The following is an 11,946-nucleotide window of genomic DNA, read 5'->3' on the forward strand; positions in this document are numbered from 1 at the left end:
ACTATGGAGGCACTGTGAAAGCATTGCAAGGCGTTGAAGGTCAAGTGGAGTGGGTTGAAGAGCAGCGTCCGACGTGTGACGTAGGACAAGTTCGCATTCGAGTGGCGGCAGCGGGCCTCAATCGAGCCGATTTGTTGCAAAAGGCAGGGCTCTATCCGCCGCCACCGGGAGCCAGTCAGGTGCTGGGTCTGGAGTGTTCAGGTGTGATCAGCGAGGTCGGCGCGGGGTCGTCCTGGCAGATTGGCGACCGCGTTTGCGCGTTGCTGGCCGGCGGCGGGATGGCTGAGGAGGTGGTGGTCGACGGTCGGCATGTGTTGCCGGTTCCAGAGGGTTTGTCGCTGGTCGAAGCGGCAGCATTGCCCGAGGTTTACAGCACCGCCTGGCTGAATTTGTTTCAACTGGCTGCGCTCAAACCGGGTGAGAAAGTTCTCCTGCACGCCGGGGCAAGTGGAGTGGGTTCAGCCGCCATTCAGCTGTGTAAAGCGTTCGGCAACCCGTGCTGGGTCAGCGTCGGTTCGGCGGACCGGCTGGCGTATTGCGAGGCGCTGGGCGCGCAAGGCGGGGTGGTGCGCACTGATGGGCTGGACGGTTTGAGTGACCTGGGACCGTTCGATGTGATCCTCGATCCGGTCGGCGCCAACTATGCCGCGTTGAACCTGAAGTTGCTGGCGCGTGATGGTCGTTGGGTGTTGATCGGCCTGATGGGCGGTCGTGAGGCGCAGTTGGATCTGGCGCAAATGCTGGCCAAGCGGATTCAGCTGCTGGGTTCGACCCTGCGCAGTCGCGACGAGCAGTTCAAGGCCGATCTGTTCAGTGATCTGAGCCAACACGTCTGGCCGTTGTTCGCAGAGGGACGCCTGAGCCCGCAGTTGGCCAGGACCTTCCCGATCAAGGACGCCGAAGCGGCGTTTGCCGAGCTTGCGACCAATCAGGTGTCGGGCAAGCTGGTGCTGGTGATCGACGAAAGCCTGGTTTGACCCCTGAAGAGATCGCAGGCTTCGCCAGCTCCTACAGAAGAAATGTGGTCCGCGTAGGAGCTGCCGCAGGCTGCGATCTTTTGCTTTACTTCCAGGTGTGAATCGGCCAGCCGGCCTTTTCGGCGTGTTCACGCAGTACCGGATCCGGGTTGACCACATGCGGATGGTCGACTTTGATCAGCAATGGCAAATCGTTACGTGAGTCCGAATAGAAACTCGCGCCTTCAAGGTTTTCCTCTTCGGCGTCGAGCCACTCCAGCAAGCGCGTGATCTTGCCTTCGCGGTAGGTCAGGGTACCGACCGTATTGCCGCTATAAACCCCATGCTTCACTTCCAGCTCGATGCCAAGAATCTCATCGATGCCCAGGCGTTCGGCGATGGGTTTGACCAGGTGCGTGCCGGAGGCGGAGATCACCAGAATCCGGTCGCCAGCCTTGCGATGCTCGGCGATGGCTTTGCAGGCATCGCTGAAGATGATCGGTTCGATCACGTCCTCGACCCACGGTGCCACAAGGTGCTCGACTTCTTCCGGGGTGCGTCCGGCCATCGGCTCCAGGCTGAAGGCCATGTAGTCCTCCATGGCCAGGTGGCCCCTGCCGTAGGAATCCATCAATTCCTTGTCGCGACGCAGGAAGGATTCGCCATCGACCCAACCGAGGCGGACCATCTGCTCGCTCCACAGCGAGGCGCAGTCGCCGTGGATCAGGGTTTCATCCAGATCAAAAATTGCCAAGGCCATCAGCGCAGCTCTCTCTTTAACATCAGTGTGCACAGCGAAAACATCAGGCTACCTCACACAGGGCTGTCGGATCGATGGAAAGTGCCAGACGTTGACCATCGGCATGCAAGTCAGCCGCCGAACGGTTCAGCACGTCCACCACCAGTTCTACGCCGCGAGCTTCGACCCGATAGCGAATCACGTTGCCCAGCAGGCTGTGGCTGCGGATCAGCGCATCCGGCTCGCCATTGCGGCTCAGTTCGATGGCTTCCGGGCGAATCGCGATGCGACCGTTGATTGGCCGTTGCAGCAGCTTGCTGGCACTGACCGCGTCGAGCAGGTTGTAGTTGCCGATGAAGCCGGCGGCAAACACATCGACCGGTGCGGTGTAGAGGGTTTCAGCGTCGCCGCTCTGGACGATCCTGCCCTGGTTCATCAGGAAGATCCGGTCGGACATGGTCAGGGCTTCTTCCTGATCGTGCGTCACGAAAATCGTGGTCAGCCCCAGCTCGCGCTGAATTTGCCGGATCTGCTCGCGCAGGTGTTTGCGGATCCGCGCGTCCAGCGCCGACAGCGGTTCATCGAGCAGCAGCAGGCGCGGTCGGGTCACCAGCGAGCGGGCGAGGGCAACCCGTTGGCATTGGCCGCCAGACAGTTGATGCGGGTAACGGCTGGCGAAGTCGTGCAGTTCCACCAGTTGCAACACGTCGAGTACGCGCTTGCGGCTGTCGTCGGCGTTGACCTTTTGCATGCGCAAACCGAAGGCGACGTTCTGTTCGACGGTCATGTTGGGGAACAGCGCGTAGCTTTGGAATACCATGCCGATCCCGCGTTTTTGCGGGCTCAGCGGCACCAGGTCCTGGCCGTCGAGCAGGATCTTGCCTGCATCCACCGCCGTCAGCCCGGCGATGCAGCGCAGCAGTGTGGACTTGCCGCAACCGGACGGGCCGAGCAGGGTGACGAACTCGCCTTTCTGGATTTCGCAGTTGATGTCGCTGAACACCGGGGTGCCGGCGGAGCCTGTTTGCGAGTAGCTTTTTTGCAGGTGTTGGACGCTGACGTAGCTCATTGGCTTTTGTCCTTGTTCAAGATATTGGCAGCCCAGGTCAGAACCAGCACAAAGAAAAAGTAGGAAATCACCAGCGCGCTGGTGAAGTGACCGCTGCTGTTACGCATGTTGTTGAGGTAGACCTGCAGGGTTTCGTAGCGCGTGCCGACAAGGATGTTGGCGAACACGAACTCACCGAAGAGGAACGAGAACGACAGCAGCAACGCCACCATCAAACCCTTGCGCAGGTTCGGCAGCACCACCAGGAACGCCGCTTGCCAGGTGCTGGCACCGAGCAGTTGGGCGGAGTCCATCAGGTCGCTCAGGTTGATCGCCTGCAGGTTGTTGGTGATCGCCCGGTACATGAACGGCAGCGCCACGGTGAAGTAGCAACCGACCAGAATCCACGGTGTACCGACCATCGCGAACGGTCCCGAACCATAGAGCTGCAACAGCCCTACGGAAGACACCACGGGCGGCACCGCGAACGGCAGCAGGATCAGGATGTTCATCAGCGCATCGAGTTTCGGGAAGTGGTAATGCACCACGAACAGCAGCGGCAGAATCAGCACCACCGATAAAATCAGCGCACCGACGCAGACCAGCAGCGACTGGCCAAAGGCGCCGAGAAAGCGCGGGTCACTCCACAGCTGGATGTACCACTTGAAGGTAAATCCGCTGGGCAGAACGGTTGCCGACCAGCTGCTGGCGATCGAATAGATCAGCGTCCCGGCCAGTGGCAGCAACAGAATGGCAAACAGCAGGTAAACCACTACCCGGTGGTAGACACCGGTGGGACCCAGTTCAGCGCGAGACATGGTAGCTCCTCTTCAACAGCAACTGATGGACCACTGTCACCAGGGTCATCAACGCCACCAGCACAACGGCCAGGGCGCTGGCCATGTTCGGGTCCAGGGAAATGTCGCCCGAGACCATCGCCGCGATGCGGATCGGCAGCACGTTGAAGTTGCCGGTGGTCAGGGCATAGACCGTGGCGTAGGCGCCGAGGGCGTTGGCCAGCAGGATTACAAAGGTGCCGAGCAAGGCCGGAGTCAGCACCGGCAAGCCGATGTGCCGCCAGAACTGCCAGCCGTTGGCGCCGAGCAGGGCCGCCGATTCGCGCCAGTCTTCACGCAGGGCGTCGAATGCCGGGTAAAGCAGCAGCACGCCAAGGGGGATCTGGAAGTAGGTGTAGAGGATGATCAGCCCGGTTTTCGAGTACAGGTTGAAGTCCTGAATGATCCCGGCCTGCTTGAGCATGATAGTGAAGCTGCCGTTGAACCCCAGCAGGATGATGAACGCAAAGGCCAGCGGTACGCCGGCGAAGTTGCTGGTCATGTTGGCGAAGGCGTTGACGAAGTTGCGCAGCTTCGAGTCGACCCGGCGCAGCGAGTAGCTGCCAAGGATCGCAATGACGATGCCGAACACGCTGGACCAGAAGCTGATCTCAAGGCTGTACTGGATCGCCTGCATATAAAACTTCGAGCTGAAGATTTTGTTGAAGTTGGCCAGGCCCCAACCGAACTCTTCCGATTGCACGCTGTTGATCAGCACCCAGCACAGCGGGGCAATCTGAAACACGATGAAGAAAATGGCGAAGGGCACCAGGCACAACGCCGCCAGCCATTTGCCACGGGTGATTGAATTCACTTGAGCAGCTCCCGGCACACAGGTTTGTCGTGGGCAACACCCAACAACTCGCAGACTGTGCCGCACAGTTCGGTTTGTTTGGGCGCCGCGTCGGGATTGAAGCTGAAGGCATCGCCGATGACGAACAGCGGCACTTCGCGCTCTTCGGCGAGCAGGCCGTTGTGGGAGCGGTCGTTGTTCATGCCGTGGTCGGCGGTCACCAGCACCTGATACCCGGCGTCGAGCCAGCTTTGCAGGTAGTCGGCGAGGATGATGTCGGCCGAGCGGGCACTGTTGCGGTATTGCGCAGTGTCGAGGCCGTGCTTGTGCCCGGCGTCGTCGATGTTCATGGGGTGAACCAGCAGAAAGTTCGGCGCATGGCGCAGACGCAGGTTCTCGGCGTCGGCGAACAGGTGCGAGTCGGGGTAGTGATCGGACCAGTAGAAGTGCGCGTGCTGGATCGGTAGTTCGGTGTTGTCGGTGTGGCGGTCGCGGGCAGCCATGAACGGCGAACGATTATACAGCTCGCTGACCCAATGGTAGGCCGCAGCGGCGGTGCTGAGCCCGGCGGCGGTGGCGTAGTGGAACACGCTGCGCTGGTTGGACAGGCGCGACACGTTGTTGTGGACGATGCCGCTGTCGATCGGCGTTACGCCGGTCAAAATGCATTCGTAGAGCGGGCGCGACAGGGACGGCAGTTCGCATTCGAGTTTGTAGAGTGCGGCTTTTTTTGCGTTTGCGTAGGCCTGCAAATGCCCCATGGCATGCCGCGCGACCTCGTAGTTCAGGCCGTCGAGCACCACAAGGATGACGTTGTGCTTCATGGGGAAGGGGACTCCGAAAAACAGGAATTCAGAAAACTCAAACTTAACTCGATCCATTGTGGGAGCGAGCTTGCTCGCGATGGCGGACTTACCTTCAACAGTGATGTTGATTGACCTTGCGCTATCGCGAGCAAGCTCGCTCCCACAGGGATTTCCATCAGAGATCCAATGTGGGAGCTACAGCGTTATTGCATATTGATGATGACTTCTTCCTGCCACTTCTGCGGCAGAGCCTTGGAGGTTTTTTCCCACGCGTCGGCATCTGTGATCGGTTTGGGTTTGGCGGCTTCGTATTGCGCTGCCGGGATCAGGTTTTTCGCGACATCAGCCGGCAGTTTCAGACCCGTTTCAGCACGAATCGGACGGGCGTTACCGCGCGCCAGGTTGATTTGGCCGGCATCGCTGAAGATGTACTCGCGGGCCAGTTTGGCGGCGTTCGGGTGCTTGGCGTATTTGTTGATGATGGTGGTGTAACCGGACTTCACCGAACCATCGGACGGGATCAGCACGACGTAGTCATCCGGGTTGGCCATCTTGGCCTTATAGCTCAGGCCGTTGAAGTCCCAGACCACACCGACTTCGACTTCACCCTTTTCCATGGTGGAAATGGTCGGGTTGGCCAGCGACAGGCGACCTTGCTTGGCAATCTCGGCGAACATCAGCAGTGCTGGCTGAATGTTCTTTTCATCACCACCGTTGGCGATGGCGGCGGCCAATACACCGTTGGCGGCTTGGGCGGCGGTGCTCACGTCACCGATGGACACCTTGTATTTACCGGTTTTCAGGTCAGCCCACTTTGTCGGGGCTTCGGAACCGTGCAGCAGTTTCTTGTTGACGATGAACGCGATGGTGCCGGTGTAGGCCAGTGCCCAGTTGCCGTCCTTGTCCTTGGCCCAGTCCGGAACCTGTGCCCAGGTGCTTGGCTTGTACGGTTGCACCACGCCTTGCTTGACCGCGATCGGGCCGAAGGCGGCACCGACGTCGCCGATATCAGCACTGGCGTTGTCTTTTTCGGCGGCGAACTTGGCCACTTCCTGGGCCGAGCTCATGTCGGTGTCAATGTGCTTGAGGCCGTAGTTCTTGGCCAGGTCTTCCCAGGTACCTTTCCAGTTGGCCCAGTCATCGGGCATGCCGACGCTGTTGACGGCGCCTTCCGCTTTCGCAGCGGCTTCCAAGGCTTTTAAATCGGTATCAGCCGCCATGGCTGCGGTGCACATGGCAATGGTCGAGCCTAACAGTGATGCCAGGAAAAGCTGTTTCATCCGAAGCTCCTTTGGGCGTATTCAACGCTGCGCTTTTATCTACGTTTGCGGTTGGGTTGGTCTAGGTCAGCAATACCTGAGCCAATTTAGGTGAGCTGGATGACACTTTGATGTCGGTATCAGGCGCGCTCGCATTTATTTCGCTCGGTAGTGAGGGCTGCGAGGTAAGCGTAGACCATGGGCAGATGGCCGGTTTGCAAGGACTTGGCCGCTTATTTGCAAAGGTCTGGATCAACCGTTCGGCGCCTTTGTCATCGATCAGTCATATGGATTGCCTAGGCTTGCAATACGTATCAGGACGCGTTTTTTGGCGTGATCCTGCCCCGAAACAGTGCTGGTCTAGTCCAGATAGGTAACATTGATGCGCGATGAGGCAATCAAGGCGGTGACAGCCATTGGTCAAGTGCTGCAGGAGCAGATCGAGCACGGTCTGCTGACGCCCGCGAGCAAGCTGCCGGCCGAGCGCAAACTCAGTGAGTTGTTCAATACCACACGGATCACCGTGCGTGAGGCGTTGTTGCAGCTCGAAGCCCAGGGGCAGATTTATCGCGAAGAGCGGCGCGGCTGGTTCGTCTCGCCACCGCGCCTGGCCTACAACCTGATGCAGCGCAGTCACTTTCACGCGATGGTCAGTGCGCAAGGGCGGGCGCCGTCGACCGAGGTGATTTCGGCACGGTTGCAACCTGCGTCTGCGGCGGTTTGCGCATGGTTGCAGTTGCCGGCGTTGTCGAGCGTGATTCAGATCTGCCGTTCGCGACGCATCGATGGGCGGTTGGTTTTGTACGTCGAGCACTATTTGAATCCGCAGTTTTTTCCGGGGATTCTGGAGTTCGATCTCAATCAGTCGATTACCGAGTTGTATGCGCGGCATTACGATTTGCACTACGGGCGGGTGCGGTTCGAGATTGTGCCGACTTCGTTGTCGGTGGATGCGGCAGCGGCTTTACGGGTGTCTGTTGGTAGCCCGGGCCTGCGGATTGCCCGGGTCAATTATGATCAGCACGAACGGTTGATCGATTGTGACCTGGAGTTCTGGCGGCATGATGCGATTCATGTCGGGGTGGATGTCTTGTAGGCGCTGAGCTTGCTCGCGATGGCGGCCTGACAGCCGGCCTGTCTTTTGCGGGGTGTACAAAGATCTACTGTGGGAGCCGAGCTTGCTCGCGATGGCGGCCTGACAGCCGACCATTCTCTTGCAGGTGTACATATCCGTTGCTGCGGTAACGGCTGCTGGCGGTTTCGCCCTGACGGCGACTCCCTTTGGCAAACGCCCCAAAGGAAGCAAAGGTCTTCGCCCCAAGCGTCCGGCCCCTCGCATAGGCTCGGCGTTCCCTCGCTCCGGTGTCCATCAGGGGGCATCGCCTACGGTCTGCTGCGCGACGACCTCCTCTCGATGTGTCCGGCTTCGCCGTACGGCGCTGCGCGCCAACCCCCTGATGAACACCTCCACTCGGCCTCCCGAAGGGACGGGTGGGTCAAGATCAACGGCTGCAGGCGAGCTAACGCTCGGCCTGTTGAGTGGTGATGTGGGCGAGGTAGATCTGCTTTTGTGGCGAGGGAGCTTGCTCCCGCTGGGTGGCGAAGCCGCCCCCCATTACTCCTTCTCCAACCCACCACCTGCCGTCACCACCTGAATACTCATCCTCGGCGTCGCCAGATCCAGTCCGGCTTCATCCAGATGACGCTTGAGCGACAGGTTGAACGCTCTTGAGACTTCCCATTGCTTGATCGGTGCGGTCTTGAACCGGGCGCGAAGGATTGCGCTGCCGGACTCGAAACTCTCGACACCCTGGATTTCCAGCGGCGACCAGATGTTACGGCGCTGGATTGGGTCGGTGCGCATTTTCTGGCCGACTTCGCGCATCAGTTTGATCGCGTCATCGATTTCCATGTTGTACGGCACCGCCACCCGGAAGATCGCGTAGCCGAATTCCCGCGAGTAGTTCTTGATGCTTTTTATTTCACTGAACGGGATGGTGTGCACGATGCCGTCAATGTCCCGTAGCCGCACGGTGCGGATGGTCAGGCCCTCGACGGTGCCCAGGTGGCCGCCGACATCCACGTAGTCGTCGATGGCCAGGGAGTCTTCGATGATGATGAACAGTCCGGTGATCAGGTCGGAGACCAGCGACTGTGCGCCGAAACCGATGGCCAGACCGATCACGCCGGCACCTGCCAGCAGCGGCGTGACGTTCATGCCCATGTTGGCCAGGGCGACAATCAGCGCAATGATAAAAATCGCCACGAACAGCACATTGCGGATAAGCGGCATCATGGTCTGCGCGCGCGCGTTGGCCAGGCCTTTGCGTGAGCGGGTGAGGGCGTGGTGCACGGCGGTGTCGCTGAGGATCCAGATCAGCCAGGCGAAGATCAGCGTACCGCCCAGGCTGAACAGTTTGACGCTGACTTCATGGCCTTCGCCTTCGGTGAAGCGGATCATCGACATGCCCCAGACCCGCAAGCCGAGCTCGATGAACGCCAGCCACACCGTCAGGTGCGCAAGGGTATAGAAGAAGCTCTTGAGGCGGTCCGAATACAGCGCGTGACGCTTTGCCCCGCGTTGCGGTTTGAGTGCATGGCGGCGGACCAGTCCGTTGATGACCATGCACAACACCAGCAGCACGGTGCAGATCAACGATTGGCGCAGTGCGGTGCTGGTGTCGCCGGCGGAGACGAAGGTGGCGAACAGCGAGATCGCTACCAGCACCAATGCCGGCAAGTACCAGAAGGTCCCGAGAATTTCGATGGTGTCGCTCAGTGCACGACGGGTCAGACGCCGTGACAATGGCTGGTTGCGGATCAGGTGGGCGATGGGCCGACGGAATCGCAGGATGAACAGGCCGGTAAAAATCGCTGCCAGCACATTGGCGATGGTCGCGGTGATGTGGGCCAGGTGAATGCCGAGACTGGCGACCAGCCGTGGGTCGTTCAAGCCTTCGCCGAAGGCTGCAAAACTGCCAATCAGCCACAGCGGGCGGAAGGCCTGGTGCCGCAGGATGTACAGGGCGCGATGCCGGTGCGGGCCGTCGAGCACGGAAAACGCGATCACGCAGATCGCCGAGAAGCAGGTGCCGACCACCAGTGCATAAGCCAGCACCATGGCCAGGTATTTACCCAGCGATGACGGCAGGGCATAGCTCATGTAGACGGTAATCAGCAGGGCGATCAGCCAGGGGCCGAGTTTGCGCAGGGCAAAGCGCAACATGTCCCAGGTCTTGGGGTGTTGCGGCAATTCTTCAGTAAGGCCGAAGCGTGTTCGTACGCGATGACCGAGCCAGATCAGCGCGGCGGCGAGCAGGCTCCAGAGCATCAGAATCAGGGCGAAGGCAAAGAGCATCGGCAGCCATTCGCTGACCGGCAGCATCAGCGCGCGCAGTTCGTCCTTGGCCAGGTCGAACTCGTCGGACCAGCGAGTGAGCGGACTGTCGACACCGGAAAACTGTTGTTCGAGGCTGGCCAGGGCGCCGCCGATCAAGCCGAGCACGCCTTCTTCGGTGGGCGTCTGGGCTTTTTTGCTGACGTCGCGCAGTTTCTTCAGATCGGCCAGCAACCTGCCTCGTTGCTGATCGTTTTCCAGCGATTTGATCACTTCGTCCAGCGATTGCCCCAGCGGTTCGGTCGCTTCCGGCTGGGCTTTTGATGAGCCGTTGAGCAGGCTCGGCAGGCCGACGGCCTGAGCAGGGACCATGGGAAGCAGCATCAACAGGCAGATGAACAACGTAGACGGCAGGGCGAAAAGACGAGCGAACACTAGGCGGTCAACCTCAACAGGTGCAGGTCGAGCGAGTGTACGAGCGGGGCAAAACCAATGCGAGCGTAGTCAGCGCTTTTATTCGTTCAGTTTTGCGAGGATTTTGTAAATCACGGTGGCGAGGATCAGCAGCATGCCGATCCACATCGAGAACACCCCGGCGTTCTTGTCGCGAAAGTTGAAGCCGATGGCCAGCAGGATCATTCCCGAGAGTATTGGAATGAGCATGGAGTTGAAAACCGACATCGAGATCATGGCGACAGCCTTGTCGAGAGGGTTGATGTAAGTCTAGGAGGCTTTTGTGCGACCGGTGGTGATATGTGTGTAGGAGCTGCCGAAGGCTGCGATCTTTTGATCTTGTCTTAAAAGCAAAATCAAAAGATCGCAGCCTTCGGCAGCTCCTACATTCAGGGTCACGGCAACTCGCGGCAGGCGTAGAACGCGCTCAACACTTTGACCAGGTGCGCCAGGTCATGGCTGCCGCACAGTTCACGGATCGAGTGCATGGCAAATGTTGGCAGACCGATGTCCACGGTGCGCACGCCCAGATGGCTGGCAGTGATCGGGCCGATGGTCGAGCCACAGCCCATGTCGCTGCGCACCACAAAGCTTTGCACCGGGACTTCTTCGGCCATGCACAGATGACGGAAGAACCCGGCGGTTTCGCTGTTGGTGGCGTAGCGCTGGTTGCTGTTGACCTTGATCACCGGGCCGGCATTGAGTTTCGGGCCGTGGTTGGCGTCGTGCTTGTCGGCGTAGTTGGGGTGCACGCCGTGGGCGTTGTCGGCCGAGACCAGCAGCGACTTCTGAATGGTGCGGACGAACTCGTCACCTTCAGGCAGCAGACGACGCAGGGTCTGTTCAAGCATCGGGCCGTCGGCACCGCACGCCGAGCAGGAGCCGACTTCTTCATGGTCGTTGCACACCAGCACGCACGTCTCATCGGTTTCAGCCGTCAACAAGGCTTGCAGGCCGGCGTAGCATGACAGCAGATTGTCCAGGCGCGCACCGGCAATGAAGTCGCCGTGCAGGCCGATGATGGCGGCGCTTTGGGTGTCGTAGAAGCTCAACTCGTAATCGAGTACCACGTCGGCATTCAAGCCGTGTTCCCGGGCCAACTGATCAGTGAGCACGGCGCGGAAGTCCACGCGCTCGTCACCGGCAAATTGCGCAAGGATCGGCGGCAGTTCGGTCTGTGCGTTGATCGCCCAGCCCATGTTGGCCTCACGGTTGAGGTGAATGGCCAGGTTGGGAATGGTGGCGATCGGTGCCTTGAAGTCGATCAGTTGGCTTTCGACCTTGCCGTCGCGACGGAAGGTCACGCGGCCCGCCAGCGACAGGTCACGGTCAAACCAGGGGGCGAGCAGTGCGCCGCCATAGACTTCGACGCCCAACTGCCAGAAACCCTGGCGTTGCAGTTCAGGTTGCGGCTTGACCCGCAGGCACGGACTGTCGGTATGGGCGCCGACCAGTCGGATGCCGTCATGCAATGGGGAGTTGCGCCCCATCTTGATGGCGACGATCGAGGAGTCGTTGCGCGTGACGTAGTAGCGACCGTTGGCTTCGGTGGTCCAGGGCTCGCGCTCGTCAAGGCGCTGATAACCCGCCGCTTCCAGACGCTGAACTAGGCTGGCGGTGGCATGAAATGGGGTAGGGGAGGCCTTGAGGAAGTCGATCAGGCCTTGGTTCAACTCTTCGCGCATAAGTAGCTCCAGACAGCAGTGCCGCGAGTTTAAC

The 11,946-nt window shown here is 60.0% G+C and carries 11 protein-coding genes; 2 read left to right on the forward strand and 9 right to left on the reverse strand.

Features of this window, described 5'->3' with window-relative positions:
* Positions 1-14 precede the first annotated feature (14 nt).
* A complete protein-coding gene (locus BK659_RS21160) occupies positions 15-977 on the forward strand; it encodes a zinc-binding dehydrogenase (protein WP_123426887.1) in 963 nt (320 codons plus the stop codon).
* An 85-nt stretch (positions 978-1,062) separates the two neighbouring features.
* Here BK659_RS21160 and BK659_RS21165 read toward each other — a convergent pair whose 3' ends face one another.
* The 6 genes from BK659_RS21165 to BK659_RS21190 form a co-directional block, all read right to left on the reverse strand.
* Positions 1,063-1,716: an HAD family hydrolase gene (locus BK659_RS21165; RefSeq protein WP_123426888.1), complete on the reverse strand. Its 654-nt coding sequence runs from the start codon at positions 1,714-1,716 to the stop codon at positions 1,063-1,065.
* A gap of 43 nt (positions 1,717-1,759) precedes the next feature.
* Entirely contained in the window at positions 1,760-2,764 is a 1,005-nt protein-coding gene (locus BK659_RS21170) for an ABC transporter ATP-binding protein (RefSeq protein WP_123426889.1), read from the reverse strand.
* Positions 2,761-3,561 (reverse strand): ABC transporter permease, encoded by an 801-nt coding sequence (locus tag BK659_RS21175; RefSeq protein ID WP_123426890.1) that lies wholly within the window; start codon positions 3,559-3,561, stop codon positions 2,761-2,763. Before BK659_RS21175 ends, BK659_RS21170 begins: the two co-directional genes overlap by 4 nt.
* Positions 3,548-4,393 (reverse strand): ABC transporter permease, encoded by an 846-nt coding sequence (locus BK659_RS21180; RefSeq protein WP_071553975.1) that lies wholly within the window; start codon positions 4,391-4,393, stop codon positions 3,548-3,550. Before BK659_RS21180 ends, BK659_RS21175 begins: the two co-directional genes overlap by 14 nt.
* Positions 4,390-5,196 carry an alkaline phosphatase family protein gene (locus BK659_RS21185; RefSeq protein ID WP_123426891.1) on the reverse strand — a complete coding sequence of 269 codons (807 nt, stop codon included), beginning with the start codon at positions 5,194-5,196 and terminating at the stop codon, positions 4,390-4,392. Before BK659_RS21185 ends, BK659_RS21180 begins: the two co-directional genes overlap by 4 nt.
* Before the next feature lie 185 nt (positions 5,197-5,381).
* Positions 5,382-6,458 carry an ABC transporter substrate-binding protein gene (locus BK659_RS21190; RefSeq protein WP_123426892.1) on the reverse strand — a complete coding sequence of 359 codons (1,077 nt, stop codon included), beginning with the start codon at positions 6,456-6,458 and terminating at the stop codon, positions 5,382-5,384.
* A 361-nt stretch (positions 6,459-6,819) separates the two neighbouring features.
* Between BK659_RS21190 and phnR the strand changes: the two genes are divergently transcribed.
* Positions 6,820-7,533 carry a phosphonate utilization transcriptional regulator PhnR gene (gene phnR, locus BK659_RS21195; RefSeq protein WP_123426893.1) on the forward strand — a complete coding sequence of 238 codons (714 nt, stop codon included), beginning with the start codon at positions 6,820-6,822 and terminating at the stop codon, positions 7,531-7,533.
* Between the two features lie 519 nt (positions 7,534-8,052).
* Here phnR and BK659_RS21200 read toward each other — a convergent pair.
* The 3 genes from BK659_RS21200 to BK659_RS21205 form a co-directional block, all read right to left on the reverse strand.
* Complete coding sequence (locus BK659_RS21200) at positions 8,053-10,209, reverse strand: mechanosensitive ion channel family protein (protein WP_123426894.1); 2,157 nt, start codon at positions 10,207-10,209, stop codon at positions 8,053-8,055.
* 78 nt (positions 10,210-10,287) lie between these two features.
* On the reverse strand, positions 10,288-10,437 hold the full coding sequence (locus BK659_RS27790) for a hypothetical protein (protein ID WP_185015439.1): 150 nt from the start codon (positions 10,435-10,437) through the stop codon (positions 10,288-10,290).
* A gap of 185 nt (positions 10,438-10,622) precedes the next feature.
* Positions 10,623-11,912 (reverse strand): M18 family aminopeptidase, encoded by a 1,290-nt coding sequence (locus BK659_RS21205; RefSeq protein ID WP_123426895.1) that lies wholly within the window; start codon positions 11,910-11,912, stop codon positions 10,623-10,625.
* Positions 11,913-11,946 lie beyond the last annotated feature (34 nt).

Origin of the sequence: Pseudomonas brassicacearum (assembly GCF_003732225.1) — a bacterium.
Taxonomy (GTDB): Bacteria; Pseudomonadota; Gammaproteobacteria; order Pseudomonadales; family Pseudomonadaceae; genus Aquipseudomonas; species Aquipseudomonas brassicacearum_E.

What these genes read in the sequence shown, in the direction of transcription:
- BK659_RS21165 (WP_123426888.1), bottom strand. Translation starts at nt 1,716, where the DNA reads ATGGCCTTGGCAATTTTTGATCTGGATGAAACCCTGATCCACGGCGAC.
- BK659_RS21170 (WP_123426889.1), bottom strand. Translation starts at nt 2,764, where the DNA reads ATGAGCTACGTCAGCGTCCAACACCTGCAAAAAAGCTACTCGCAAACA.
- BK659_RS21175 (WP_123426890.1), bottom strand. Translation starts at nt 3,561, where the DNA reads ATGTCTCGCGCTGAACTGGGTCCCACCGGTGTCTACCACCGGGTAGTG.
- BK659_RS21185 (WP_123426891.1), bottom strand. Translation starts at nt 5,196, where the DNA reads ATGAAGCACAACGTCATCCTTGTGGTGCTCGACGGCCTGAACTACGAG.
- BK659_RS21190 (WP_123426892.1), bottom strand. Translation starts at nt 6,458, where the DNA reads ATGAAACAGCTTTTCCTGGCATCACTGTTAGGCTCGACCATTGCCATG.
- phnR (WP_123426893.1), top strand. Translation starts at nt 6,820, where the DNA reads ATGCGCGATGAGGCAATCAAGGCGGTGACAGCCATTGGTCAAGTGCTG.
- BK659_RS27790 (WP_185015439.1), bottom strand. Translation starts at nt 10,437, where the DNA reads ATGCTCATTCCAATACTCTCGGGAATGATCCTGCTGGCCATCGGCTTC.
- BK659_RS21205 (WP_123426895.1), bottom strand. Translation starts at nt 11,912, where the DNA reads ATGCGCGAAGAGTTGAACCAAGGCCTGATCGACTTCCTCAAGGCCTCC.